This is a genomic window from uncultured Sunxiuqinia sp., assembly GCF_963974515.1.
GTDB lineage: Bacteria > Bacteroidota > Bacteroidia > Bacteroidales > Prolixibacteraceae > Sunxiuqinia.
In genome coordinates this window covers 16,882-42,528 of the sequence record NZ_CAXBDD010000028.1, presented here as the reverse complement: position 1 = coordinate 42,528, position 25,647 = coordinate 16,882, and the positions used below count along the sequence as shown (strand labels likewise).

General features: G+C 44.9%; 22 protein-coding genes and 1 tRNA gene. 9 read left to right on the top strand and 14 right to left on the bottom strand.

Features of this window, described 5'->3' with window-relative positions; all coding sequences use genetic code 11:
* Window positions 1-2: 2 nt before the first annotated feature.
* A tRNA-Leu gene (locus AAC033_RS08745) sits at window positions 3-88 on the bottom strand.
* Window positions 89-434: 346 nt separating this feature from the next.
* Between AAC033_RS08745 and AAC033_RS08740 the strand changes: the two genes are divergently transcribed.
* The 5 genes from AAC033_RS08740 to AAC033_RS08720 are packed head-to-tail and all read left to right on the top strand — an operon-like array spanning window position 435 to window position 6,861.
* The gene (locus tag AAC033_RS08740) at window positions 435-1,142 is read left to right on the top strand and encodes an NUDIX domain-containing protein (protein WP_339737128.1); all 708 of its coding nucleotides are present in this window, start codon (window positions 435-437) and stop codon (window positions 1,140-1,142) included.
* Window positions 1,143-1,167: 25 nt separating this feature from the next.
* The gene (gene araA / locus AAC033_RS08735; protein ID WP_339737126.1) at window positions 1,168-2,658 is read left to right on the top strand and encodes an L-arabinose isomerase; all 1,491 of its coding nucleotides are present in this window, start codon (window positions 1,168-1,170) and stop codon (window positions 2,656-2,658) included.
* Between the two features lie 43 nt (window positions 2,659-2,701).
* Window positions 2,702-4,420, top strand: a complete 1,719-nt coding sequence (locus tag AAC033_RS08730) for a sodium:solute symporter (protein ID WP_339737124.1) — start codon at window positions 2,702-2,704, stop codon at window positions 4,418-4,420.
* 58 nt (window positions 4,421-4,478) lie between these two features.
* A complete protein-coding gene (gene araD, locus AAC033_RS08725; RefSeq protein WP_339737122.1) occupies window positions 4,479-5,162 on the top strand; it encodes an L-ribulose-5-phosphate 4-epimerase in 684 nt (227 codons plus the stop codon).
* 19 nt (window positions 5,163-5,181) lie between these two features.
* A complete protein-coding gene (locus tag AAC033_RS08720) occupies window positions 5,182-6,861 on the top strand; it encodes a ribulokinase (protein WP_339737120.1) in 1,680 nt (559 codons plus the stop codon).
* 145 nt (window positions 6,862-7,006) lie between these two features.
* Here the strand turns inward: AAC033_RS08720 and AAC033_RS08715 are convergent, their stop codons facing one another.
* Together AAC033_RS08715 and pdxH are read right to left on the bottom strand one after the other, a co-directional pair.
* Entirely contained in the window at window positions 7,007-7,888 is an 882-nt protein-coding gene (locus tag AAC033_RS08715; RefSeq protein ID WP_339737118.1) for a DUF72 domain-containing protein, read from the bottom strand.
* Window positions 7,889-7,930: 42 nt separating this feature from the next.
* Window positions 7,931-8,563 carry a pyridoxamine 5'-phosphate oxidase gene (pdxH, locus tag AAC033_RS08710; protein ID WP_339737116.1) on the bottom strand — a complete coding sequence of 211 codons (633 nt, stop codon included), beginning with the start codon at window positions 8,561-8,563 and terminating at the stop codon, window positions 7,931-7,933.
* A 78-nt stretch (window positions 8,564-8,641) separates the two neighbouring features.
* Between pdxH and AAC033_RS08705 the strand changes: the two genes are divergently transcribed.
* Complete coding sequence (locus AAC033_RS08705) at window positions 8,642-9,244, top strand: thioredoxin family protein (RefSeq protein WP_339737114.1); 603 nt, start codon at window positions 8,642-8,644, stop codon at window positions 9,242-9,244.
* Window positions 9,245-9,457: 213 nt separating this feature from the next.
* A complete protein-coding gene (locus tag AAC033_RS08700; protein WP_339737112.1) occupies window positions 9,458-9,844 on the top strand; it encodes a response regulator in 387 nt (128 codons plus the stop codon).
* On the opposite strand, the gene AAC033_RS08695 is transcribed toward AAC033_RS08700, so the two are convergent.
* Window positions 9,836-11,041: a hypothetical protein gene (locus AAC033_RS08695; protein WP_339737110.1), complete on the bottom strand. Its 1,206-nt coding sequence runs from the start codon at window positions 11,039-11,041 to the stop codon at window positions 9,836-9,838. The genes AAC033_RS08700 and AAC033_RS08695 overlap by 9 nt on opposite strands.
* A gap of 298 nt (window positions 11,042-11,339) precedes the next feature.
* Between AAC033_RS08695 and AAC033_RS08690 the strand changes: the two genes are divergently transcribed.
* Window positions 11,340-13,271 (top strand): OmpA family protein, encoded by a 1,932-nt coding sequence (locus AAC033_RS08690; RefSeq protein ID WP_339737108.1) that lies wholly within the window; start codon window positions 11,340-11,342, stop codon window positions 13,269-13,271.
* 86 nt (window positions 13,272-13,357) lie between these two features.
* Here the strand turns inward: AAC033_RS08690 and elbB are convergent, their stop codons facing one another.
* The 8 genes from elbB to AAC033_RS08650 all read right to left on the bottom strand — a co-directional run bounded on the left by elbB (window position 13,358) and on the right by AAC033_RS08650 (window position 20,776).
* On the bottom strand, window positions 13,358-14,014 hold the full coding sequence (elbB, locus tag AAC033_RS08685; RefSeq protein WP_339737106.1) for an isoprenoid biosynthesis glyoxalase ElbB: 657 nt from the start codon (window positions 14,012-14,014) through the stop codon (window positions 13,358-13,360).
* 68 nt (window positions 14,015-14,082) lie between these two features.
* A complete protein-coding gene (gene metA / locus AAC033_RS08680; protein ID WP_339737104.1) occupies window positions 14,083-15,000 on the bottom strand; it encodes a homoserine O-succinyltransferase in 918 nt (305 codons plus the stop codon).
* A 58-nt stretch (window positions 15,001-15,058) separates the two neighbouring features.
* Window positions 15,059-16,363 carry an O-acetylhomoserine aminocarboxypropyltransferase/cysteine synthase gene (locus tag AAC033_RS08675; RefSeq protein WP_339737101.1) on the bottom strand — a complete coding sequence of 435 codons (1,305 nt, stop codon included), beginning with the start codon at window positions 16,361-16,363 and terminating at the stop codon, window positions 15,059-15,061.
* 18 nt (window positions 16,364-16,381) lie between these two features.
* On the bottom strand, window positions 16,382-17,728 hold the full coding sequence (locus AAC033_RS08670; protein ID WP_339737099.1) for a hypothetical protein: 1,347 nt from the start codon (window positions 17,726-17,728) through the stop codon (window positions 16,382-16,384).
* Between the two features lie 460 nt (window positions 17,729-18,188).
* On the bottom strand, window positions 18,189-18,920 hold the full coding sequence (locus AAC033_RS08665; protein ID WP_339737097.1) for a hypothetical protein: 732 nt from the start codon (window positions 18,918-18,920) through the stop codon (window positions 18,189-18,191).
* Between the two features lie 72 nt (window positions 18,921-18,992).
* The gene (locus AAC033_RS08660; RefSeq protein ID WP_339737095.1) at window positions 18,993-19,712 is read right to left on the bottom strand and encodes a tRNA threonylcarbamoyladenosine dehydratase; all 720 of its coding nucleotides are present in this window, start codon (window positions 19,710-19,712) and stop codon (window positions 18,993-18,995) included.
* Complete coding sequence (locus AAC033_RS08655) at window positions 19,705-20,406, bottom strand: TatD family hydrolase (protein ID WP_339737093.1); 702 nt, start codon at window positions 20,404-20,406, stop codon at window positions 19,705-19,707. The genes AAC033_RS08660 and AAC033_RS08655 overlap by 8 nt, the downstream gene beginning before the upstream one ends.
* Complete coding sequence (locus tag AAC033_RS08650) at window positions 20,363-20,776, bottom strand: threonyl-tRNA synthetase editing domain-containing protein (protein ID WP_339737091.1); 414 nt, start codon at window positions 20,774-20,776, stop codon at window positions 20,363-20,365. Before AAC033_RS08650 ends, AAC033_RS08655 begins: the two co-directional genes overlap by 44 nt.
* A gap of 131 nt (window positions 20,777-20,907) precedes the next feature.
* On the opposite strand from AAC033_RS08650, the gene AAC033_RS08645 reads away from it, so the two are divergent.
* Complete coding sequence (locus AAC033_RS08645; protein ID WP_339737089.1) at window positions 20,908-23,106, top strand: trypsin-like peptidase domain-containing protein; 2,199 nt, start codon at window positions 20,908-20,910, stop codon at window positions 23,104-23,106.
* On the opposite strand, the gene AAC033_RS08640 is transcribed toward AAC033_RS08645, so the two are convergent.
* Window positions 23,100-24,512 carry a thioredoxin-like domain-containing protein gene (locus AAC033_RS08640; protein ID WP_339737087.1) on the bottom strand — a complete coding sequence of 471 codons (1,413 nt, stop codon included), beginning with the start codon at window positions 24,510-24,512 and terminating at the stop codon, window positions 23,100-23,102. The genes AAC033_RS08645 and AAC033_RS08640 overlap by 7 nt on opposite strands.
* A complete protein-coding gene (locus AAC033_RS08635) occupies window positions 24,484-25,596 on the bottom strand; it encodes a glycosyltransferase family 4 protein (protein ID WP_339737085.1) in 1,113 nt (370 codons plus the stop codon). The genes AAC033_RS08640 and AAC033_RS08635 overlap by 29 nt, the downstream gene beginning before the upstream one ends.
* Between the last annotated feature and the right edge of the window lie 51 nt (window positions 25,597-25,647).

The following is a 25,647-nucleotide window of genomic DNA, read 5'->3' as shown; positions in this document are numbered from 1 at the left end:
TGTGCCCAGAACAAGACTCGAACTTGCACGACCGTAAGCGGTCACCAGCCCCTCAAGCTGGCGTGTCTACCAATTTCACCATCTGGGCAATATGTTTTGTAACAAAGCTAAGCCAGCGTGTTTTTTGTCAACAGGTGCCGGGGCTCTGGCTTTTCGTTTAAAGCGATGCAAATATAAAAAAAATGTCGTTGTCTCGTTTGTTTTTGTTGAAATTATTCCGTTCGTCCGTTTGCCCGGTCGTGAAACTCAGGATCGGGTGGGCTCTGTAATTTTAGAAATCGATTGCAATTGTCCAAACCTTCACTGGCAAACTCTTTTAATTCATTCTTACCTTACAAATCCAGATCTGCTACTTTTGTGTTATAGAACATCTATCTTAAAAAAATAGGAAAAGCTCATTAAGAGTAAAAAATACTTTTATAATTTTGAACCGTATGGAATCAACAAATGAATTTTTGTCTGAAATGTATGGGGCGCACCCCAAGCATTATGTCGCCGTAGATTGCGTCATTTTTGGATATAACAATGGTGAGTTAAAATTGCTGTTGTACCCGCGCAGCTTTGAACCTTCAAAAGGGAACTGGTCTTTGCCTGGCGGATTTGTTCAAAATTACGAGTCTTCGGATCAGGCTGCTATCCGAATATTGAAAAAAACCACGGGCCTTGATAATATTTTTATGGAGCAGGTGGCTGCCTTTACTGAGCCGGAGCGTGAAAGATCGGCCCGAGTCATTAGTTTGGCTTATTACGCATTGGTGCGACTGGATAAGTACGATGATAATCTTTTAAAGGAACATGGTGCTACTTGGTATGCCCTGACGGATATGCCGGATCTTATTTTCGATCATAACGAGATGGTGGCAAAAGCCTTAGCGAAGCTGCAATACACGGCAGGCTATCAGTTGGTGGGATCGGAATTGTTGCCTGAGCTTTTTACACTGACCCAGTTGCGACGACTTTATGAGGCGATTTTTCAGCGCGAACTTGACCCAGGTAATTTTAGAAAGAAAATTCTGTCGTTGGGTATTTTGAAAAAATCCAACAAGAAAGACTCAACGGAATCGAAAAAAGGCGCCTACTATTATTGTTATCACCAAGAAGGGATTGACGAAAAGGAAATTGGTCGAATTATTAAAGTATAAAATAACAAAATAAAAAGTGGACACAATGGAAACAAAAGATTTAAAATCGTATGAAGTCTGGTTTATAACCGGAAGTCAAAATTTGTATGGTGAAAAAACGCTGCAACAAGTTGATAAAGATTCAGAAACAATAGCTAAGGCTTTTGATGCTTCAGCTACTATTCCTGTAAAGATTGTTTTCAAGCCGGTACTGAAAACCCCGGATGAAATTTACAATTGCTGCCTTGACGCTAACAGTTCGCCCAACTGTATTGGGTTGATTACCTGGATGCATACCTTTTCTCCATCAAAAATGTGGATTCAGGGTCTGAGCGTGCTGAATAAACCGTTTGTTCACCTGCATACCCAGTTTAACCGTGACATTCCATGGGATACCATTGATATGGATTTTATGAATCTGAACCAATCTGCACATGGTGATCGCGAGTTTGGGTTTATCTGTTCGCGCATGCGGCTGAATCGGAAAGTGATTGTTGGTCATTGGGAAGATCAGAATGTTCAGGAAAAACTAGGCCGATGGACACGCTCCGCTGTTGGTTACAATGAATCAAAAAATCTGAAAATCTGTCGTTTTGGTGACAATATGCGACATGTGGCGGTTACCGAAGGCGACAAGGTAGAAGCTCAGCGTATTTTAGGTTGGCAGGTCAACTACCATGGGGTAGGCGATTTGGTGGCCAGTATGGAGACTGTTTCTGAAGCCGACATCGATGCTTTGATGGATGTTTATGCCAGCGAGTACCAATTGAACGATAAATCAAGCGAGAATATTCGTTACCAGGCTAAAATTGAACTGGGTTTGAAGAAGTTTCTGGATAAGTATGGCTACAAAGCTTTTACCACTAATTTCGAAGATTTGCATGGTCTGAAGCAGCTACCTGGCTTGGCTTGTCAGCGATTGATGGCGCAAGGTTATGGTTTTGGAGCCGAAGGCGACTGGAAACAATCCGCTTTGGTTCGCATTATGAAAGTCATGTCGCAGGGAATGGAGGGTGGCTGCTCATTCATGGAAGATTATACCTATCATTTGGATCCGGCGCAGCCAGCCGTTTTGAGTGCGCATATGCTTGAAATCTGTCCTACAATTGCAGCCGAAAAACCTAAAATTGAAGTGCACCCCTTGGGGATTGGCGGAAAAGACGCGCCAGCCCGTTTGGTATTCAACGCGCCTGAAGGTGATGGTATTAATGCCACCTTGGTTGATATGGGCGGTCGCATGCGGATGATTATTAATCCGGTGAAATGCATCACGCCAAAAGCCCTCCCGAAATTGCCGGTTGCCTGTGCCTTGTGGGTTCCAATGCCTAACCTGGAAGTGGGAGCCGCTGCGTGGATCTTAGCTGGCGGAGCTCATCATACCAGTTTTAGCATGGCATTGAACAGAGAGTATCTGGAAGATCTGGCTGAAATGATTGGTGTGGAATTGGTGGTGATTGATGAGAAGACTCAAATTTCAGAATTCAAAAAAGAACTGAAATGGAATGATTTGTACTATCATCTTTCCAAAGGACTATAGGAATTAAATAAACTAATAAACACAAACTAAAAACATTGAACTAATGGGTTTACTTGACTGGATTGTGATCGGGATCTTTGCCCTGGCACTGATCGGGATTATCGTGTGGGTGTTTAGGCAAAAAGAAGAAACTTCAGGCGACTATTTCCTTGCGGGCCGAGGAGCCTCCTGGATCGCCATCGGCGCATCAATTTTTGCATCCAATATTGGATCTGAACACTTAATCGGTTTGGCCGGCGCTGGAGCTTCAAGCGGAATGGCTATGGCTCACTGGGAAATTCAAGGGTGGATGATTCTGGTATTGGGCTGGGTGTTTGTCCCCTTTTACTCGCGAAGTATGGTAACCACTATGCCCGAGTTCCTGGAGCGACGGTACAATAAGGAATCGCGTACGATTTTATCAATGATCTCGTTGATCAGTTATGTCCTGACGAAGGTGGCCGTAACGGTTTATGCCGGTGGATTGGTTTTCAAGGAAGTCTTTGGAATCGAGTCGATGTGGGGAATTGATTTCTTCTGGATCTCAGCCGTGGGGCTTGTCCTTCTGACAGCTATTTATACTGTTATTGGCGGGATGAAATCGGTGCTTTACACATCGGTATTGCAAACACCGATTTTGCTCTTGGGCTCTATCATCATCGTTGTATTAGGACTGCGTGCTCTGGGTGGTTGGGATGAAATGATGAGAATAGCCAGCGCGACTCCGGTAAACGAATATGGCGACAGCATGACTAACCTGATTCGAAGCAACCGGGATCAAGACTTCCCCTGGTTGGGCGTATTTATTGGCTCAGCAGTGATTGGGTTTTGGTACTGGTGTACCGACCAGTTTATTGTACAGCGCGTACTTTCGGGTAAAAACGAAACCGAAGCCCGCCGGGGAACCATTTTTGGCGCTTATTTGAAACTGACTCCCGTATTCTTATTTATGATTCCGGGGATGATTGCTTTCGCGATGGCACAAAAGGGAGTGGTAATCAACGGGCAGGTATTTGCTTTAACTAGTTCAGATGCCGCTTTCCCAACGCTGGTGGCAACCTTGCTGCCTGCCGGTGTAAAAGGCTTGGTCGTTTGCGGTATTTTGGCAGCTTTGATGAGTTCGTTGGCTTCGTTGTTTAACTCATCGGCTATGTTGTTCACCATCGACTTTTATAAAAAATACCGCCCGGAAGCCAGTGAACGCAGGCTGTTGCATGTTGGCCGTATTGCAACCGTTGTGGTGGTTGTACTCGGTGTTCTTTGGATTCCGGTTATGCGTAGCATTGGCGATGTGCTATATACTTACTTGCAAGATGTACAGTCTGTATTGGCCCCGGGTATTGCAGCAGCTTTCCTTCTGGGAGTTGTTTCGTCACGACCTACACCCAAAGGCGGCATGTGGGGTATGATTGCCGGTTTTATTATCGGGGTTCTGCGGATTGGTGCCAAGGTGCTTTATACCTCTCAGGCAAAAGCTGACGGTTTCGCTGACGTAAAACTGTGGGCAGCCGAAACCGGTGTTACCAATTGGTTTTACACCCTGTTCTACGATGTTAACTGGCTGTTCTTTAGCGGCGGTATGCTGGTTTTCAGTATTCTGGTTATTATGGTGGTGAGTCGTTTTACCCAGGCAGCTCCCGCAGCGCAGTTGGAAGGCTTAACCTTTTCATCAGCCACTGCCGGACAAAATGCAGCAACTCGAGCCAGCTGGAATCATTGGGATGTGATACACTCCGTAATTATTCTTGGTATTACTGTAGCTTTCTACATTTATTTTTGGTAGAAGAAGGATCCACCAGAGGATCAATAATCGATTGCAATTTTTTTGAAAAAAGCATAAGATGTTAGAAGAATTAAAAGTACAGGTTTGTCAAGCTAATCTCGACCTTGTAAAACACCAGTTGGTGGTATTTACCTGGGGAAATGTGAGTGGCATTGACCGCAAAAATGGATTGGTCGTTATCAAACCCTCAGGAGTTTCCTACGATGGTATGAAACCGGAGGACATGGTGGTGCTCGACCTTGATGGGAAACAGGTGGAAGGCAAATACAAGCCTTCGTCTGATACACCAACACATTTGGTATTATATCGGAATTTCAAAAATATCGGTGGTATTGTGCATACACATTCCGAATGGGCCACAAGCTGGGCGCAGGCTGGAAAACCAATCCCGGCTATTGGAACAACACATGCCGATTATTTCTATGGTGAAATTCCGTGTACACGGAAAATGACTGATGACGAAATCAAAGGCGCTTACGAGCTGGAAACCGGCAATGTAATAGTGGAGCGGTTCAAAGAACTGAATCCTGATTTTATGCCCGGGGTGTTGGTTAATAATCATGCGCCATTTTCGTGGGGAACCGATCCGCATGATGCGGTACACAATGCGGTTGTACTGGAGGAAGTAGCTAAAATGACTTTCCGGTCTTTCCATCTTAATCCAAATACAGAAATGGCGCAAACTTTACTCGATAAACATTTTTTGCGCAAGCATGGGAAAGATGCTTATTACGGACAATAAAAACTAAAAACTGATTGATATGGCACAAACAAAATACACAATCGGATTGGATTATGGTTCAGATTCGGTACGTTCGCTAATCGTGAACGTGGAAACGGGCGAAGAAGTCGCCAGCGTGGTTTTCGAATATCCGCGCTGGAAAAAAGGATTGTATTGCGATCCGGCACAAAACCAGTTTCGTCAACATCCGAAAGATTACCTCGAAGGATTGGAATACACCATTGTGGAAGCTTTGAAGCAGGCTCCTGCAGGAGTTGCTGAGAACGTAGTCGGAATTTCAGTCGACACAACCGGTTCAACCCCTGTGGCCGTCGACGAGAAGGGGATACCTCTGTCGTTAACCCCTGGCTTTGAAGAAAATCCCAATGCCATGTTCGTATTGTGGAAAGATCATACGGCGGTAAAAGAAGCCGATGAAATTAATGAATTGGCTCGGAAGTGGGAGATCGATTTTACCAAGTTCGAAGGGGGCGTTTATTCTTCGGAATGGTTTTGGGCGAAATTGTTGCACGTTTCGCGGGTGGATGCTGCGGTTTACCGTGCAGCCAATTCGTGGGTTGAGCATTGCGACTGGATTCCGGCAGTCTTGGTGGGTAATACCCGCCCAAAAACATTGAAAAGAAGCCGTTGTGCGGCAGGGCATAAGGCCATGTGGCATGAAGCGTTTGATGGCTTACCATCCGAAGAATTTTTAACGGCACTCGACCCTTTGCTGGGTGGTTTGCGCGAACGTTTGTACAAGGAGACTTTCACCTGCGATGTGGCCGTTGGCAAGTTGTCGCAGGAGTGGGCAGACAAGTTGGGCTTATCGACAAATGTGGTAGTTGGTGTGGGGGCATTTGATGCGCATCTTGGTGCCTTAGGCGCCGAAATTGAGCCTTACCATCTGAGCAAGGTGATGGGAACATCAACCTGCGATATGCTGGTAGCACCGATGGAGGAAGTTGGCGATAAGCTGGTGGCTGGGATTTGCGGACAAGTGGACGGTTCTATAACGCCAGGCATGCTGGGCATGGAGGCCGGGCAATCCGCCTTTGGCGATATTTATGCCTGGTTTAAACGACTGCTGTTATGGCCAGCCGAACAAATTCTTGCAAAGAGTGAATTGGTGAGCGAAGAACAACGCAAGGCACTGATCGAAGAAATGGCCGATAATATGATTGCCGAGCTCTCGAAAGAAGCAGAGAAAATAGGTATTGGAGAAAGTGGTGTTTTAGCTATTGACTGGATGAACGGGCGACGTACACCCGATGCCAATCAGAACCTGAAAGGCGCAATCGCCGGCTTAAGTTTGGGGACCGATGCTCCGCGTATTTTCCGTGCCTTGGTCGAAGCCACAGCGTTTGGTTCCAAAGCCATTGTTGATCGTTTCCGTAGCGAAGGCGTTCGCATTGATGGCGTCATAGCGTTGGGAGGCGTAGCTAAAAAATCGAAGTTGGTGATGCAAATAGTCTGCGATGTGCTGAATATGCCAATTAAAGTGGCGCGTTCGGAACAGGCTTGCGCTTTGGGATCCGCCATGGCAGCTGCCGTAGTTGCCGGCGTTTATGCTACAACCAACGAAGCGCAGAAAAAAATGGGTGGTGGTTTTGAAACCGAGTATCATCCGATTCCGGAGAATGTGGCCAAATACCAAAAGATATATGAAGAATACCTGGCTTTAGGTGGATTCATTGAAGAAGAGCTTACGGTCAAATAACATCGTTAAATTGTATTAACTATTGAGAGGGGAGTGTGGTCAGCATTGATGGCACTCCCTTTCTTTAATAAATCATACACGTCAGAGTATCCCCACAAGTCTTCATGCTTTCCAATGAATATTCAAAAGCAAAACCAGATTAAAACTATTTTCCATTGGAGATATCCGGTATTTTCAAATCGGTTCCAAGCCGTTCATTCAGCTTCTGAATCAAGTAGCCAGCAAGAAGAGGCGATTCCATTTCGACATTCTGATGAACAAAAAAGTAGATGTCCTGCAATCCAAGTTCAACCCATCTTTCCAGACGGTCTACCCAAGCATCCAGTCGTTTGTATTTGCTTTCGGTGTGATTGGCTCCCACGTAACGGATAAAAGCTGTAGGGGTTGTTAAGCGCATGTGCAGCAAATCTCTTCTGCCAGCGGTATCAACCAGAACATTTGTAACGTCGTTTCTTTCCAGTAAATCAAAATAGGCATCGGCATTTTTGGGATCTTCAAACCATTCCGGATGCCGCACTTCGGCGGCCAGGGGAATAACTTTTGGAAATTTTTCAAAGAATGAACTTAGCCGGTCAAGATTCTTATAGCCAAAATTGCCATGCAACTGCAGGAAAGCCATCCCAAGTTTACCCTCGAATTGGATAATCCGATCGCAAAATTCCTGGGTTAATTGATCCACATTGTTCAAGCGTCTAAAATGACTTATGGATTGATTGACTTTTGGGAAGAACTTAAAATCTTCGGGCGTTTTATCATGCCAGGTTTTAATTTGAGCGGCATCAGGAATTCTATAAAACGTGGCATTCAGCTCAATGGAATTAAATTGGCTGGAATAGTAGGCCAATTCATCTTTCGTTCCACGCGGATAGAAACCTTTCAGCTCTTGCCGGTTCCATTTGGCGCATCCCACGTAAACGCGCAGGTTTGTATCCTGCTGCTGCTTTTTCAGAATTTCTTGTGTGTCCGGATGATCAGCGGGAAGCGTAAAATCGATTTGCCCGGGGTTATCCACTTTTCCAAAATCCATAGTATATAATTTTAATGACAAAGAATCTGGGCAATAGGCAGTTTATGGCGAAAGGCGTTTGAATTCCCAGTTATGCTTCGGTATGCGATAATACCTAATCCGGTCATGAAGCCGGCTCGGGCGTCCCTGCCAGAACTCAATTTCATAGGGTGTCACCTGGTAGCCGCCCCAAAAGGCTGGTTTGGGAATGATTGTGCCTTCGTACTGTTTCTCCAACAGTTTATATTTTTGCTCCAACTCTTCACGGCCAGTCAGTGTTTCACTCTGTGCCGATGCCCAGGCACCCAATTGGCTTTCGCGTGGGCGGGTATTGAAATACTCGTTTGAGAGGTTGGCATGCACCTTCGAAATCAAGCCCTTGACCCGCACTTGCCGCTCCAGTTCAGGCCAGAAGAAATTGAGCGCCACTTGGGAATTCGATGCAATCTGCTTTGCCTTTGCACTGTCGTAGTTGGTGTAAAACAGAAAGTTACCATCGTCAATTTCTTTTAAGAGAACCACACGCGTATCAGGAATATTGTGGGCTGAAGTTGCCAGAATCATTGCCGTCGGTTCGTTTACTTGTCCTTGAATGGCTTCATTCAGCCAAAGATTAAACAGTGCGATAGGATCTCCAGGTAAATCAACTTCTTCCAGTTTGTGTTTTTGGTAATTATTTCGGATTTCTCTAAGCATTTACAGTTGTTTAGATTTATTTACAAACAACTTGCAAAAAGGTTTTGTTATTCTGTCATAACCAATACAAATACAGATATGAAAACCTTATTGTCTTTTATTTTAATTATTAACGGTTTTCTTGCTTATGCGGGGGAACCCCATTTAGAAATTGGCGACAAAGCCAAGCACACTTCTGTAAAAATGCTGGATGTTTCGGGTGAAAAGATGTCCTTGGACGATGCCCTTGATCAAAATGGCCTGGTGCTGATATTTTCCTGTAATACCTGTCCTTTCGTTTTAAAATGGGAAGACCGGTATAATGGATTAAAGCAGTGGGCCGATGAGCACAATGTAGGTATGGTGGTTGTAAACTCAAACTACAAGAACAGGGATGGCGTAGATTCCTATGAGGCGATGCAAGAGCATGCGAAGGAAAATGCCTACAACTTTCCGTACCTTGTAGATGAAAACAGCTTGCTGGCCAATGCTTTTGGCGGTCAGACTACTCCGCATGTTTTTCTGTTTGACAAAGATTACAAGCTGGTGTACAAGGGAGCCATCGATGATAACTACGATGATGCCTCAGGCGTGAAAAAAGCCTATCTGAAAACAGCTATCGCCAGTCTTTCGGAAGGAACAGAAATTGCCCAGACTGAGACCAAGCCTGTTGGCTGTAGTATTAAGCGGAAGACAAATTAGGATGCTCCAAGCCGGAGTCTGACTTCGGTTTGTCTCTGAAACAATCAACTGTTCAATATTTAAAGTTGAACAGTTTTTTTTTGAAAAATACCCAAGTTGGTGCCGAGAAGAATGATCCGGATTAAATTGAAACGAACGATCTGAATGATGTTATTAAAAAGCTTTGATGAAATTGTTCAATTTTTTGCTTAACTTTTCAGGAAAAGAATTACTATGACAGTATTCGACGAGGACTTATCAGGCAAAACGGTTCTTATTGTTGAAGATAATGAAAATAGCAACAGTTATTTCAAAGCTGCCTTACACAAATTTGGAGTTACCACCTTATCGGCGGGAAACGGCAAGCAAGCGGTTCAGATGTTTGGCGAAAACAAACAGATAGACTTGGTTTTGATGGATTTAAATATGCCCGAAATGGATGGATTTGAAGCCACGCAAAAAATCAAGTCGATGCGCCCCGAAGTTCCTGTAATTGCACAAAGTGCTTACATTTTGTCGGGTGAAGAAAAGCGTAGTATTGAAGCCGGATGCGATGAGTTTTTGGCTAAACCCATTCGACTGAGCTCCTTGGTTGACGTGCTGCAACGGTACCTAAGATAGCAGCAGATAAGCCCCAAATAGACTGTCGTTTTTAGGGGCAGTGAGCGACAGGAAACCTTTCCGCAGTCGCTGATCCCTCACAATAAGCGGATTTTTTTTTGCCTGCTCTTCAACAAATTCCTTGTAGCTTTTTCCTGGATCGTAGTAAGTCAGAAACATACCGCTACTTTCCGGATGAATCTTCTGCGCAATCGCCTGACTCAAAATGCCCATATTCAAGCGTGGATTTATTTCCAGGCAGGGCTGAATTTTAATTTCACGACCTACTCCGTATACCAAGGCATCGATCCCTAAAAAACCGTGGTAAAGACTCTGAAAGTAACTTTTTCGGAGTTGATCGGTCAAGCGATTAGCGATTGTTGTCAGTTCGTCCTGCTGAAAATAGGGATATGCCAAATCTGTAGGGGGATTTATGTGATGTCCCAGGTACTGCCCGTTGTTGTTCGTTTTGAAATGGCTGATCCCCAGAAACACGATTTCGCCCGATGGCTTCAATTCAAACTGAAATGACAGGTCTGCCCTTTTATTGAATAAGGGCTCGGCAACCAGATAATTTTGCTGAGCCAGTGTGGTTTTAATCCAGCGCCTGTTTGAATCATTCAGTTCGTTTTTGCGAATAACCTGTAGGCCACGTCCACTGGAACTTAAGGGAGATTTGAGAACAATTTGTTGATGTTTGAATAAATAACGGTCAATGGCGTCAAGAGAATCAAGCAGTTGAGGGCGTTCTTCTTTTCTGGGGAAGAAGGGTTGTGGGTTGTCATCCAAAAAATCATTGACAAATCGTACCGCATGTTTACGTTGAAACAGATCGCTGTTCACAATTTGCTGATGTTGTTTTCGAATTTCAGTAGGCTGCTCGTATGTGGCTAGAAAATTCAGCGCTGCAGGACTCCATCCCCAGGGCTGTAAAAGAACGGGTTCGCTAGTTAGTACCTCCAGTGATTGCACCTTTGACATGCATGGTGCGCTTGAAAGCCCTAGTTCACGCATTCGTTCGATGAATTGATCGGGGAGTGGTCTTTCTTTTAAAACGTGATCATTGGCAGAAGCGAAAAGCAACAAAATGGGGGCCAGCTCCTCTTCAAACTCCCGAAGGATCGCGGGCGCCTGATAATGGGGTGAACCGTTGGCAATGGCCAGCTCACAGGTTGGATTAAAATGAAATATCTTTCGTAATTGGCTTAATTTTCTCATTTTTCAGGCTTTAAAAATAGCTATATTCTACGTCTGATTTCGGTTGTAGCGGCTGTTTACGTGCTTAAAAGGTTATTTTGGCATAGAATACGGATTCTTTGATGATATTCTGTTAAAAAATTATGAAATTAGGCCATCAAATAAAAGGGGAAAGGAACGAGCCTGTTTCAGGCATGAAAGAGCAGGAGGACTCGGTAGTTTCTTGTATGGCAATCAAGTCAAGAAAGGCTTGTAGCCAGATTGTCTCAAGTACAGAATTTGAATGGGGTTTTCCCGGTTGAGCTAAAACGATAAACCAATGAAGTTACTAATAACCATTATCGCCTTGTGCCTGATTCTTGGTGTCAATGCCCAGGAGTTGTCAACTTCAAGTAAGAAAGCTGAAAAATCTTTTCATAACGCAACAAATCTTTTCCAGCAGGGGGCAAACAGTGCTGCCATTGGTGAACTTCAAAAAGCCTTGAAGTCAGATGCTGGCTTTTTGGAGGCCATGCTGTTAATGGCCGATATTTATAATGAAATCAAGCAGGATAGTCTGCAGGTTGTTTATTTGGAACGAGCCTTGAACCTGAAATCTGAGCATACCGCCAAAATTAATTATGTGCTGGCAAATGCCTGTTATCGTATGGGGAAATACCAGCAGGCACTTGAGGCCTACCAAGCTTTTGTCAGCTTGGAATCACCTAATCATCCTTTTTACGAAAAGGCACAGGCAAAAATTCCCGATTGCCGGTTTGCCATTTCCTTATACAAACATGCCGTTGAAATGGATGCCGTGAATTTGGGAGATCAAGTGAATTCAGAGTACAACGATTATTGGCCCAGCCTTACGGTTGATGGGAAAACGCTTGTTTTCACCAGGCTGAATCCAGCTAGTGGAGCGACTTCGCGTCAATATCAGGAAGATTTTTATATGTCGGCATACGAGAATGGCGCATGGATGGAGTCACAACCGATGCAATCGATTAACACCCCAAATAATGAAGGAGCTCAAAGTATTTCGGCCGATGGGAAATTGCTTTTCTTTACCGCCTGTTCGCGCAGTGATGGCTATGGTAGTTGTGATATATATTATTCGAGAAACCGGAATGGTAACTGGTCGATACCACAAAATGCAGGCGAACCTGTCAATTCCGGGGCCTGGGAGTCGCAGCCATCCATTTCTGCTAACGGCGAGTATTTGTATTTTGCTACGAATCGTAAAGGCGGCAAAGGCGGCATGGACATTTGGCGTTGCCGCCTGAACGGATTCGATACTTCAGGAAAGCCACAGTGGAGTGACCCTGAGAATCTGGGCGATTCAATCAATACGGCAGGAAACGAAACTTCACCATTTATTCATGCCGACGGACGAACCCTGTACTTTGCATCAGATACTCATCGCGGCTTGGGCGGTTCCGATATTTTTTATGCCCGCTTAACGGGTGATTCGTGCTGGAAAACACCTGAAAACATGGGCTATCCCATCAATACTCACAACGACGAGCAAGGTTTGATTGTGAATGCTGCCGGTGAAACAGCCTATTTTGCATCTGACCGCCCCGGCTCAGAAGGTCTCGATATTTACCAGTTTGAGCTGTACCCGGCCGTACGGCCAACACCGGTTTCGTACGTGAAAGGCAAGGTCTTTGATGATTCAACCAAGCATGCCTTGTGTGCTCAAATCGAATTGATTGATCTGGACAACAATGAATTGGTTGCGAAGACCGAAAGCTGTTGGGAGCTTGGTGAATTTCTGATGTGCTTGCCCCTGGGAAAAGAATATGCGTTTAATGTATCTAAATCAGGGTATTTGTTTCATTCTGAGAATTTCTCCTTGAAACAGCTTCGCGAAGCTGAAGATCCTGTTCAATTGGATATTCCGCTTAGTGCTATTGAAATTGGCAAAGCAACGGTTTTGCGCAACATTTTTTTCGAAACCGGCAAGTTCACCTTATTGAGCCAGTCGAAAGCAGAATTGGATAAGCTGATCGATTTTCTGGTCAATAATCCACAGGTGAAAATCGAAATTGGTGGGCATACCGATTCAATTGGCAGTGCGGAATTGAATCAGGAATTATCTGAAAACCGGGCCAAAGCTGTTTACAATTATTTGGTTGAAAATGGGGTGGGGCGGTCTCGTCTAAGCTTTCATGGTTATGGATTCACGGTTCCTGTTGCCACAAACGACACAGAAAAGGGCCGAGCGAAAAACCGCCGCACCGAGTTTAAAATTATTTCAACCGATTAAGCCAATCGATTTTCTGAAACTGAGAAATACAGGGAGCCAAATTATAAATATTTATAATTTGGCTCCCTGCTGTAGATGAATAATAATCAGAGTGATTTCAAAATTGCTTGAATAATATTTTCGGCCCCATCTGCAATCTGATCAATGGTGGCATCAAGCATGTAACAAGGTGTGGTGTAGATTTTGTATTTCGAATCGAAAACTACTTCGCCATGCGTAGCGTTGGTGTGGGTTCCTCCCATTTTTTCGATCGCGCCTGCCGTACCTGAGTCATTTCCGATGGTGACTTCCACATCGTTGAGTATTCGGGTAATGACAGCTGGTGCAATACACAGTGCACCGATGGGTTTGCCTGCTTCTACTGTTTGCCGGACAGCTCTTTCCACATCTGTATTGACGGTGCAATTTGGTCCGTCGAAAGCAAAGGTGCACAGGTTTTTTGCTGCTCCAAATCCTCCGGGAAATACCAAGGCATCGAACCTACTGGCTTCATAAGTTTTTAAGTCAGCAATTCTCCCACGTGCAATCCGGGCCGATTCAACCAAGACATTCCGACTCTCGGGCATTTCTTCACCAGTAAGGTGGTTGACGACATGCACCTGATCAATGTTTGGTGCAAAAATTTCGTAAGTTGCGCCCTGGCGGGCAATGGCCAGCAGGGTCAGGGTTGTTTCGTGTATCTCCGATCCATCGTATACGCCGCTTCCGGATAGGACAACGGCTATTTTTTTCTTTTCTGACATCATTCTTGATTTTTTGTTCCCTTAAAATTAATGAATTTTCAAGAACCATAAAATTAAGAAAGGCCCATTCACCCAATGTCATCCAAATTATAAGGCGTTTCCTGGTAAACATAGTAGTTTAACCAATTGGTAAATAGCAGGTTCGCGGCCGACCGCCACTTCATGTTTGGTTTCTCTGCTGGATCATCATTCGGAAAATAATTCTTCGGGATTTCGATTGGTAATTTTTTCTTCAGGTCGCGAAAATACTCATTGCTCAAGGTGTTGCGGGAGTATTCTGAATGGCCTGTTATAAAAAACTGCCTGCCGTTTTTAGCCATAAGCATATTCACCCCGGAGTCTTCGGAAGTGGAAATGATTTCCAGTTCAGGTACGCTGTCAATATCCTCTTTCCTGATTTCGGTGTGACGGGAATGAGGCACAAAATATTCGTCATCGAATCCCCTGAAAATTGGGATTTTGTTATCTGACACACGATGTTTGAAAACACCAAACATCTTTTTGTCGAGGCTGTATTTCGGAATTCCATAGAAATGGTACAGAGCCGCTTGCGAGCCCCAGCAAATAAACAGCGACGAGGTAACATGATGAGCTGACCAATCCAGAATCTCCTTCATCTCTTGCCAGTATGTCACTTCTTCAAACGGGAGCTGTTCCACCGGAGCACCGGTAATGATCATGCCATCGTATTTGTTTTTTCTGATTTTGTCGAAGGTGGTATAAAACGCCCGCATGTGCTCTGCTGAGGTGTTTTTGTGTTTGTGACCTTTGATCTTCAAAAAATCAATTTCCACTTGCAGTGGTGTGTTTGAGAGCAAACGTAGCAAGTCGGTTTCCGTTGAAATTTTTAAAGGCATCAGGTTTAAAATGACAATTTTCAACGGACGTATATCCTGATGAGAAGCTTTTGTTTTGTCGATCACGAAAATGTTTTCTTCACGAAGCAATTCAATAGCAGGTAATTGGTCTGGTATGTTTAATGGCATCTTGTTTATTTATATATGACTTCCCGGATGCCGTTGAAAGCATCCGGGAAGTGTTTAGTTAACCAATTTGATTTAAGGCTTGCTCAAAGTCGCCTATAATATCGTCAATGTGTTCAATACCGACAGATACACGCAGTTGCGCCGGATAAACACCGGCTATCAGCTGTGCTTCGGCCGATAGTTGCTGGTGGGTGGTGGCTGCTGGTTGGATAATCAGTGTTTTTGTATCTCCAACGTTTGCCAAATGACTTACCATCTGTAGTTTGCCCACCACAGTCTTGGCGTCTTCCTCGCTGCCTTTCACAATAAAAGAAAGGACACTGCCGGCTCCTTTAGGTAAATATTTTTTTGCCAACTCGTAGGATGGGCTGCTCTTCAGTCCGGGATAATTCACGCTTTCAACTTTTGGATGCTTTTCCAGCCACTCAGCCAGCGCTTGTGCGTTTGCGACGTGTCTGTCGAGGCGCAAAGATAAGGTTTCCAATCCTTGCAGCAATAAAAATGAATTAAAAGGACTGATGGCCGGACCAAAATCACGAAGCCCTTCAACACGGGCTTTAATGATGAAGGCTATATTCCCAAACGGACCATCAAAATTAAAGATGTCCCAATACTTCAGGCCGTGATATCCCGGAGATGGTTCAGTAAATCCGGGGAATTTGCCGTTGCCCCAGTTGTAGTTTCCGGCATCGATAATCACTCCGCCAATGCTGGTTCCATGTCCGCCAATCCATTTGGTAGCTGACTCGACCACGATGTTGGCCCCATGCTCAATTGGGCGGAACAAATAACCCGCTCCTGCAAAGGTGTTATCAACAATAAACGGGATATCGTATTTTTTGGCGATTGCAGCAATGGCATCAAAGTCGGGAATGGCGTAAGCCGGGTTGCCAATGGTTTCGACGTAAATCGCTTTGGTTTTGTCATCAATCAGTTTTTCAAACGATCCAGGTTCCAAATCGTCCGTTAGGCGGGCATCAATTCCCTGCCTTTTGAAGGAAACAGTGAACTGGTTGTATGATCCCCCGTAAAGATAGGGCGAACTGACAAAGTTGTCTCCAATTTCGAGCAAGGTGTTAAAAACCAAAAACTGGGCTGCGTGCCCCGAAGCTACAGCCAGTGCCGCTGCGCCACCTTCGAGTGCTGCCATCCGTTGCTCAAATACATCCGAAGTTGGGTTCATAATCCGGGTATAGATGTTGCCAAATTCTTTCAGGGCAAAGAGGTTGGCTGCATGGTCCGAATCCTTAAACACATACGAAGTGGTTTGATAGATTGGAACTGCCCGTGCTCCGGTTGTCGGATCAGGTTGCTGCCCCGCATGTTGCTGCAGGGTCTCAAATTTTAAATTTTCGATAGTCATTGTACTAATCTTTAAGGGTTAACGTTTGAAAAATATTTTATGAATTTCATTAATCGCTTTTTGCTTGTCCTGCTCATCAACAATCAGGTAGCTAACCAGGTCGGATGCCCCGGAACCGCTGAGCAGTACATTAATTTCGTGTTTGGCAACTGCCGAAAATAATTGGGCCGATATGCCGTGATTGGTTTGCATGCCATGTCCAACAATTGCGATGAGCGAGATGTTCGAAACAAACTCAATTTGGTTGACTGATCTGAGGTCGAGTTGGCGACTGATCTTTTCAGCTTTTATCACATCCTGTTTGCCAATGATGATGTTGATGCTGGTTTGCGCCGTGATCACCGACCGGATATTGATTTGGTGTTTGGCAAAGGCTGTGGTCACGATGGACAGAATTCCTGGTTTAAATCCAACTCCTGGTCCATTAAGTTTCAAAATGGCAATGTCGTCGCTGTGGGCCACGCTTTTAATCGTTTGTCTTTGCTCGCCAAGCGAAGAGTTGATGGTGGTTTTGAGAACCTTTTTGCCGTTTTGCAACTCAAAAACCCGGATGGGTATGTGTTGCTCAATCAGCGGTTCCACGATTCGCGGATGAATGGATGAATGATGAAAATACGCCAATTCCGAAGCTTCCGCATAGGTTAGGTTTTCAATATAGGACGCGTCGGCAATCAACTCGTCGTCGGCTGTCTTAAACGATTTGCTGATTTCCCATAGCTCCAATTCTGCGACATCTAGAATGGAGCCTAGCGCTGCAGCGGTATAATCGGCGGCACGTTCACCAATACGGGCAATTTTCCCGGCTTGAGTTATTCCATATGACCCAGGAATAAGGCTGAGCCTTTCCCATCGGCGATTCTGAATATTTTCGACCGATTGCGCCTTAAGAATACTTGCACTTCCGTATTCATCGGTCACGATCAGCCCAATTTCCTGCGGAAGCAGCAGTTGAGCTGTTTGACCGGCATGACCTAGAATATCATGCAGCAGTGCGGTGGTTATAATTTCAGCATAGCTCAACACCTGGTCGCGCAGGGCCAGCGAATAGTCGCCGGTGTATTGAATGCCCTGCAGCAAACGTTCCAAAGGAATCAGGCTTTGCTCAAAAACGGGAAGCTCCGGGATCTGATTCAGTTTAGCCACCAAGGCGGCTTCCTCACATAACTTCTCCAGCAGTTCGCTGTAGGTTTGCGATGAAATGCAAAGCAGTTCCAGTCCGGAAACCAGGATGTGCTGAATGTTTTCTGAAGCAGAAACCACAAGGATGTGATTGTTTTCAATCTTCTTCAGAATGCTTGTTAAAGAATGAATGATTTTGGGCTGATTGATATTATTTCCACCAAGCCGGACAACATGCACAGGCATAAGTTCAGTATTAAATTAAACGAAAAATGAGAGTGAAAAAATGGAATAACTTGTGGGGCGCCTTCAATCCGCATTGATAAAATATCGGTTGAAGGCTATCGCATACACATAGACATGGATGGCATGGACATGACAGCAGCACTTGTGGAAAGTGCTGTAGATCGTTGCTGGTATGTTTTGAAAATGTCCATCAGTTGCCTTTAATGTTGATGCAAACCTATATAATTTTTCTAAATAACAAAAGCTGATCGGGAAAAGTTTCAGCCGAAAGGCATATCTTTTCTTGATTATCTCTTACGTCTGTTATTGGCGTTATTTTTTTTCCCGACCTTGAATTGCTGAGTCTAAACTTATACTGTTTAATTCGGTTCTGAGGTAAAAGGTTCCCCGCTTTTTTTTTTATTGAAAAGTATAACAGTTGTCCGACAAGTTGTTTTTGTTGTTCACGCTCGTTTCATCCTCAATTTGGGCGATGCTGAGTTTGTTTAAAGCTCATTTCAATCGTTCTGTCATCAACAGGCAATAGTAATTTGATGAAGGAGGCCGACGTAATCGCTTTGAAGAAGACTTTTCCGTGCATGGAATAGTTGCTCTCAAGGGTTGTTTTTCGGATGGTTGTACTCGACCATTCATCGCGAAGGACGTTTAAATTTTGTGTTTCCATGTCGTTTTCAATGGCTCCGGCTTGCGTGTCGGCAAACAGGTGGGTTCGCCAGTGGTCGTTGTTCGGGTTGTCGTCACTCAAAGTGGCCACTCCGGTGGCGATGTCCACTCCGGCAGCGAACAAGCTCAATCCCAGGTGGTTTTTTTCGCGGGCTTCGTTGTGAGATAGTTCCTTATCGATGGACAGAATTTCATCTTCCGGGTTAATAGCCTTTATTGGTTCGCTTGTTTGGGTATTCATCAGCGAGTCGTACGCTTCGTAGGCGAAATCAACCGGATCGATCAGGATGGGCAGGTTGGAACGGTTGGTGATGTGAAAATCGAACCAATATTCGTCCCCGACAAGGCGATCGAATCCCACTTCGTAGATGATTCCATAGAGCGAATCGACGGCAAACGACTGCCCAAAAAGCCACTTGACCGATTCGGTTTCGGGCTCCAGTTTAATGATATTCCGGGGTGCGGAACAAGAATAGAGAAGAATAAGCGTGAAAATCAAGATTGTTAGTGGCGTGAGTTTTGTCTTCATGGCTGTTTTATTCGTTTGAAGGCATCCCCCCAAATCCGATGCCAATCTGGTTCTGCGGGTGCATTTATTAAACTAATTCGTTGCCAGCAAATCCTGAATCACCACCGAAGCGCAAAAGCAGCCAAATACCGGAGGCATATATGAGATGGTTCCGACGGCCGATTTTTTGTTTTGTCCTTCCTCAATTCTAACGCGCTTGGGGTCAACTGCTTCAGGCGAAAAAATAACTTTTACGCCTTTCCGAATACCTAATTTATACAGCCGTTTGCGAATCATTTTGGCCAGCCGGCAATTGTAACTTTTCGATAGATCGGCTTGCTGCACCTGTGCCGGATCAAATTTGCCGCCTGCACCCATCGAGCTAACAATAGGTAGGTTTGCCTGCACACTGTGATAAATCAGAAACGTTTTGGGAGCCAGCGTGTCAATGGCGTCAACCACATAGTCGTACTGGGCTTCATGGAGGATTTCAATCATTCGTTTATCCTTCAGATATTCGTTAATTACACAGAGGTTGAGCTCGGGGTTGATGTCCCGGAAGCGTTCGCCCAGGATTTCGGCTTTGGGTTTTCCCTCGTTGCTGATGAGCGCCGGCAATTGCCGGTTGCGATTGGTTTGCTCCACCACGTCACCGTCGACAATCGTTAAGCTTCCAATGCCTGCCCGGCACAGTTGTTCGGCAGCGTAGGCTCCAACACCGCCTAAACCAACGATTAGCACATGCGCTTTCCGCAGTTTTTCCAAATCCTCATCACCCAGCATCAAGGCCGTGCGCTCTTGCCATTTAGCCATTTTCGAAAATTCTTTGATAATTATTGAATACCGTTTCCTGTAGTTGTTCGACTGTCAAACCAAGGATTGGGGCAGCAAAAGTATAAATTGTTTCAATCTTTTCCGTGCTGTCGTCCGTTTCAAAAAATAGTTTTTCGATGGGGATTTGTTGAATGGATTCTAATAGTTTCTGTTGGCCTTTCAGCAACTGCGGCCCGAATGAAAAGTAGAAGTCGTGCCTCAAAAGCTGGAGACTGGTTTCCCGGTTTCCATTATACCCATGCAAAATCCATGGGATAGGAGCAGGGCTGTCTTTCTTGATGCGAATCAGGTCGGGATACGATTTGACCGCATGCAGGATGAGCGGCTTGCTTTTTGCCCCGGCCAGCTCAATCTGCTGGCGAAATACTCGCTCCTGAAGTTCAAGATCGGTATCAATGGCCCGGTCCAGTCCACATTCGCCAATGGCCAGCACATTCGCCTTTTCTGGAAGAACCGCCAGCTTCTGAAGCATTTTCTCCGTATCCAGCTTTTCAAGATCCCAGGGATGCAAGCCAACCGAATACATTGCATCCGGCTTCTCCGGAAAGTCCTTCTGAATGGGATGGTTGATGAGTTGAATGCTTCCATCTCCGGCTTGGTGGTGAGTATGAATGTTGATGAATTGCATATCAAAGGCTTGCCCAGATGCGGGCCAGCGAATAGCCCGGCGCATCAATTTTTAAATCGAGAAAGTATCCAAATGGCGTTTGAAAGGTTTCAAAGTCCGCATTCTTCAAGCGTTTTTCAGCTTCGTCAAACAGCGATTTAGTGAAGTCTACACTCGCTTTCGACTCGGACAGATGAGCAAATGAGTGTAAGATCACGCGCTTGCAACTGTTTTTCCGCGCGGTCCATTTCAGATGGTTCACCAGTTTTTTTTCCCGGCTTTTCAAATCTTTCATTTCGTCCTCTTCCTCCACTTGAATAAAGGCTAAAATTGCTTCCGGAATTGCTGCTCCGTTCACAACGCTTTCTGCTTCTTCCAGATTCTTTTCAGCGGGAGTATAGCTGAATTCATTGACATACATGACTAAAACTTTCATTTAAAGAGATTTTTTATCGTGTTTGTTGGTAACCCGTTTCCCAAAGTTCAAAATTATCACCTTTCAACGAAAACACTTCAATAAGAACAAGTGTTATTATATTTTCCTATTTTTGAGTGAATTTGAATGGCATGGGGGGTTATCGATTGATATTTTTATCATTGCTCATTTGGCTGGCAGTTCCTGTTTGGGGGCAGCTGTCTGATGGCGGACTTCCTTTGGAGGTGCCTTGGCCTGTGTCATTGAAGAGCAAGGCTGTCGTTGCATTGCCTTCAATGGATAACGAACGCTTACTAAGAGCCAGCCAGGCCTGGATGAACGAGAATCAGTTAAAACCTTTGCGTTTTGCTCAGCCAGTGGAGGTTTCGCTCAATACTGAAAATTCGGGACGTTGGCTTGAAGTTGGTCGCTATCGCGTTTGGCAACTTGTTTTGCGTTCGGAAGGAGCCAAATCATTGAACCTGATCTTTGATCGCTACCAATTGCCCGATGGTGCCCGCTTGTTTATGTTTTCAGCCGACCGAACCGACTTAATCGGGGCATTTACTTCAAAAAATAATTCTTCCAACGGCGTTTTTGCAAGTTCACCTGTTGCGGGCGATCAGCTGATTGTTCAGTATGAAGAGCCCTTAAATGCTGGCTTTGAGGCGGAGCTTTCAATCCGGCAGGTCAACCATGATTTTATTGGGATTCAATCCCTGAAATCCGATCGGCGGCCGCTGGGGCATCCCGCAGGAGAATGCAACATCAATGTGAACTGTGATTGGTTGGATGCTTACCGGGATGAAAAAAATGCGGCTTGCCGGATTATTGTGAGTGGGATTGATTTGTGCTCCGGAGCTTTGGTGAACAATACCCAGAACGATGGTACGCCTTATGTTTATACAGCCGGACATTGCATCACAACGAATAAAGATGCCAACGAATCGGTTTTCCTTTTTAATTATGAATCGCCCTACTGTGGCGACATTGACGGCGATGCCAGTCATTCGCTAAGCGGAAGTGCATTGCGGGCGACATCGGATAGTCTGGATTTTACCTTAGTGGAGTTGGCCACGGCTCCTCCTCCTGATTATCGGCCTTATTATTTGGGGTGGGATCGAAGTGAAGAAGAACCTGACTCCACCGTCTGCCTTCATCATCCGGCAGGCGACGTCAAGAAAATAGCCATTGACCGGCATAGAGCGCTTATCAAATCATACAGCCAAGATTATAAGGACGATGGATTTTTATATATCGGAGGCTGGGAAGAAGGAACAACTGAGGGAGGTTCTTCCGGGGCTGCACTGCTCAATCACAAGAAGCGCTTGGTAGGCTCGCTTACCGGTGGTGCGGCCACTTGTGAAAGTCCTTACCGAGATTATTTTGCGCGTTTGAGCCTGGCCTGGAATTATTATTCACAGGAAAACAAGCAACTTAAAAGATGGCTCGATCCGGGCAATTCCAATGTAGAGTCGATTAGTGGTTATTCGCCTTACACGGATGAGAACCTGTGTGGCGCTTATACTAATTTCAGAGACGAGGATACGCATGCCAGCCTGGAGATTGTGGAGCAGGACGTTTCAAAAGGATACTGGAGTGGCACCAACGACTATGGATTTGTGGCTTTTGCCGAGCGAATTGAAAAGTCGGTGAGTTCGGAACTGGCTGGAGTCTCGATTGGTGTTGATCAGCTTACGCTGGGCCGCATAAATTCCGAAGGAAAGATCAGTGTTGCCGTTTATTCTGGCGACCGTTATCCCGACAGTTTGCTGTATGTGCAAGATTACGGTTTGAAATCGCTGGACAAAGGGGTGATGAATTACCTGCCGTTTAGCGAGCGTGTTCAGACAAATGGTGTGTTTTTTATTGTCTGCTCAATAGAATTGTTGGAGGAATCGGATATCTTTTCGGTATTTCTTGCCAAACGCGAAGTGGAACCGCTCAATTCATTTTTTATTCAGGATGGCGCGGAATGGTACACTTACCAAGAAAAAACAGGTGGTCAGGAAGGTTCGGCCATGTTGATGGAAGTGATTCTGTGCAATGTTGACACGCTGTTGTCGGATGATAGCCTGAAGAACGCCAATCTCGAAATCCAGGTATTTCCCAATCCTTTTCATAGCGGACAGGAATTGTTAATCAAATTTGATAAACCCATTAACCCTTACCTCGTGCAAGCATTCGATTTGATGGGCCGGCAAGTAGCTGTTCGTTATGAGCAGCCGGGCGATCGGTGGCTCAGCTTTGATTTTTCAGGATTGATTCCCGGCCATTATCTTTTGAATATTGTGGATGCAGGCCGAAAGCGGCGATATCAAACTAAGGTTATTTATCTTGGAGATTATTGATCGGCCTCAATGAGTTCATCTAGTAGTTGTTTTACCTGATCGACGGTTAATTTTTTAGCGATAATTTTCTTGTCTTTATCCAACAAATAAATCATGGGTGTGCTGCGAATATTATAATTCACCTGGAAATTGCTTGCCCGGTCTGGGTCCCACACATTCAGCCAGCCATTGAGTTCGTGTTCATACAGAAAGTCATGCCATTCTTCTTGCTTATCCTGCGTATAAACAGCCATCACCGCCAGTTTTGAAGGATCAGTTTTCAGGAAGACCTCTTCAAAAAGCTGAGGCAGCTGCTTTTTGCAGTGTCCGCACTCGGGTTCCCAAAAGACGACCAGTGTAAAGGGTGTACTTTGTTGATGCAGGCTGTGGTAGTTTCCTTCTTCATCGGGCAAAAATAGTTCTTTGGCAGTTGCTCCAATCAGGTTGTTTTTCCGGAAATAAACCTCACGACGAATGTTCTCCAGTGTTTTTTCACTGGCCCAGAAAGCCTCACCGCCCAGGTAGTATTTTTCAGCAACGGCAACAAAAACATTCTCAATGCCCAGATATTCTGACTGAATGCTGTTGTTTAGCACGAAGGACGTAAGGTTTTGAAAAATTTCCTGATTGTTTTTGCTGGCTTCTATCAATTCAATGGCGACCGGCAAAACCGAATCGGGATGTTGAATTAAAACCTGGTTAAAGTATTCCTTCAATTTGGTGTTAATTGTTGGCGTGCGCCACATGCGTGCATCGAGCAAATCAAAATGATCCCAATAGTGGGTTTTGTTATAGTTGTAGGAGTAAACACGCAGCAGGCTATCGCTGGTTTGTGCAGCTTCCGGAAGTTGCTTCGTGCTTAGCGTAGGATGGATATTGGAAGCCATAAACTTACCATAAAATGTTCCGACGCCTCGCTCAGCTTCTTGTTTCCATTTCTCCTGAATGTCGGAATCCAGATCAGCCAGCTTTTGTTTTAGCTCCGCCGCTAAATCTGGCTGATCACCTGCTTCTGGTAGTCTTTGGCGCAGTTCAGCGGCTTCGCTTTTCTTTTCAGTTAGGTAATCCACATAAGCCTGAAACCACTCGCTCTCCGAAGATCCACTTATTTCTGTTGCTCCATTTTTCTGGCTGATTGACAATGTTTGATCGGCCCCAAGCAAAAAATCCAGCTGCTTTCTCTCTTTAAAATAGAGGCTGTAAATTCCTTCCTGACGCAATTCATCTTCAAGATGGGCGTTTCCTTGGTGGTCAAAAATCAGGGTGTCGTTCACGAATAGCTTGCCATTGTAGTAATGCGCCAAAACAACCGTGTCATTTTTATGATCGGGAAGGTTGAGGTCAAGGGAATGTTTTTGGGCGGACAGGCCTTGGGCCAAACAGCTCAAAACAAGCAGGCTAAATAATTTCGTAAATCTTTTGGGCATTGTTCGCATTTGAAAATTGGTTTTCAAGAAGTTCCTTTCGCTGGTTGATTTCTTCCACTGTGATTTTTTCTTCAAATTTTTTCTGAATGATTTCGACCATGTCTTTAACATTGTCTGCAAGATAGCAAAGATGGCTTAATCCGGTATTCCTGGTCATGGGCGAATTGGTAATGCAATGACGTCCATGAAATAAAGAAGCCAAAAGCTTCAACTTTAGTCCGGTAGATTGAAATGTTGGAATGAGATTAATCTGAGCATTCTGAATAAGATGGTTCATGACTTCCGCGTCTGGATTGCCAACTAAAGTAACATGCGGAATATGAGCCGTTTTTTTGATTAACCATTCTGGCGGATTCTTTCCGGCGATAATCAGTGGTAGGGTGATTTCTGTGAAAATATGATCCAACAGGTAGCTGATTGCTTTTTGGTTTTCGCCGACACTAAGGTTGCCATGAAAAAGAATATACTCTCCCAGCCCGCGATTGACCTTCACCTCGTCAAATGGGTGAAATGCCGGGATATAGTCGCCCATTCGATAGTTGTTTCTGAAGTAGCTGGTGTCTTCGGGCGAGATACTTAAGATGGAAGAGGCGTGTTTCAGTTTTTTCTCAAAGTAACGCAGCTTGAGCGCTTCCTGCTTGAAGTAGGCCCGTTTGAAAATGTTCTGCTCCGACAGGCTTAAATATTGGTAATAATGGTGCTCAATGTTATGTGTGCGGACAATCTTCTGGTAGGCGCCAAGCAACGGATGATCGAGGTAATAGCAGGAATGAAGCCCTTCGAATAAAATTGGCACGATTTCGTCCTGTAAGTTTTCAAGCAAGGTTTTGGAACTCCTGGTTTTAACAATGTAGGGGAGGGGTGAAAGCAGATAAAAGGGCCCCTTTTTTCGTTTGTAATAATGAACCTGATGACAAATTTCTTCAAGCTCTTTTGATTGCTCCCTTCCATAATGAAAACAGTGCAAAATAAGATCGATATTGGCTTGGGCCAGGGACTTCAGTTTATAGTAAACATCAATAATACCGCCATAATCGGGTGGGTCGGGGACGTTGAAGCTGACGATATGCAGTTTTTTTTTCATGCAGGGGTTAAAAGTAAAAAAAAACCGCAAGTAATGAACTTACGGTTTCTG

Bases quoted from the DNA above. Each gene is read 5' to 3' on its own strand.
- AAC033_RS08740 (WP_339737128.1), top strand. From the start codon at position 435: ATGGAATCAACAAATGAATTTTTGTCTGAAATGTATGGGGCGCACCCC.
- araA (WP_339737126.1), top strand. From the start codon at position 1,168: ATGGAAACAAAAGATTTAAAATCGTATGAAGTCTGGTTTATAACCGGA.
- AAC033_RS08730 (WP_339737124.1), top strand. From the start codon at position 2,702: ATGGGTTTACTTGACTGGATTGTGATCGGGATCTTTGCCCTGGCACTG.
- araD (WP_339737122.1), top strand. From the start codon at position 4,479: ATGTTAGAAGAATTAAAAGTACAGGTTTGTCAAGCTAATCTCGACCTT.
- AAC033_RS08720 (WP_339737120.1), top strand. From the start codon at position 5,182: ATGGCACAAACAAAATACACAATCGGATTGGATTATGGTTCAGATTCG.
- AAC033_RS08715 (WP_339737118.1), bottom strand. From the start codon at position 7,888: ATGGATTTTGGAAAAGTGGATAACCCCGGGCAAATCGATTTTACGCTT.
- pdxH (WP_339737116.1), bottom strand. From the start codon at position 8,563: ATGCTTAGAGAAATCCGAAATAATTACCAAAAACACAAACTGGAAGAA.
- AAC033_RS08705 (WP_339737114.1), top strand. From the start codon at position 8,642: ATGAAAACCTTATTGTCTTTTATTTTAATTATTAACGGTTTTCTTGCT.
- AAC033_RS08700 (WP_339737112.1), top strand. From the start codon at position 9,458: ATGACAGTATTCGACGAGGACTTATCAGGCAAAACGGTTCTTATTGTT.
- AAC033_RS08695 (WP_339737110.1), bottom strand. From the start codon at position 11,041: ATGAGAAAATTAAGCCAATTACGAAAGATATTTCATTTTAATCCAACC.
- AAC033_RS08690 (WP_339737108.1), top strand. From the start codon at position 11,340: ATGAAGTTACTAATAACCATTATCGCCTTGTGCCTGATTCTTGGTGTC.
- elbB (WP_339737106.1), bottom strand. From the start codon at position 14,014: ATGTCAGAAAAGAAAAAAATAGCCGTTGTCCTATCCGGAAGCGGCGTA.
- metA (WP_339737104.1), bottom strand. From the start codon at position 15,000: ATGCCATTAAACATACCAGACCAATTACCTGCTATTGAATTGCTTCGT.
- AAC033_RS08675 (WP_339737101.1), bottom strand. From the start codon at position 16,363: ATGACTATCGAAAATTTAAAATTTGAGACCCTGCAGCAACATGCGGGG.
- AAC033_RS08670 (WP_339737099.1), bottom strand. From the start codon at position 17,728: ATGCCTGTGCATGTTGTCCGGCTTGGTGGAAATAATATCAATCAGCCC.
- AAC033_RS08665 (WP_339737097.1), bottom strand. From the start codon at position 18,920: ATGAAGACAAAACTCACGCCACTAACAATCTTGATTTTCACGCTTATT.
- AAC033_RS08660 (WP_339737095.1), bottom strand. From the start codon at position 19,712: ATGGCTAAATGGCAAGAGCGCACGGCCTTGATGCTGGGTGATGAGGAT.
- AAC033_RS08655 (WP_339737093.1), bottom strand. From the start codon at position 20,406: ATGCGCCGGGCTATTCGCTGGCCCGCATCTGGGCAAGCCTTTGATATG.
- AAC033_RS08650 (WP_339737091.1), bottom strand. From the start codon at position 20,776: ATGAAAGTTTTAGTCATGTATGTCAATGAATTCAGCTATACTCCCGCT.
- AAC033_RS08645 (WP_339737089.1), top strand. From the start codon at position 20,908: ATGGGGGGTTATCGATTGATATTTTTATCATTGCTCATTTGGCTGGCA.
- AAC033_RS08640 (WP_339737087.1), bottom strand. From the start codon at position 24,512: ATGCCCAAAAGATTTACGAAATTATTTAGCCTGCTTGTTTTGAGCTGT.
- AAC033_RS08635 (WP_339737085.1), bottom strand. From the start codon at position 25,596: ATGAAAAAAAAACTGCATATCGTCAGCTTCAACGTCCCCGACCCACCC.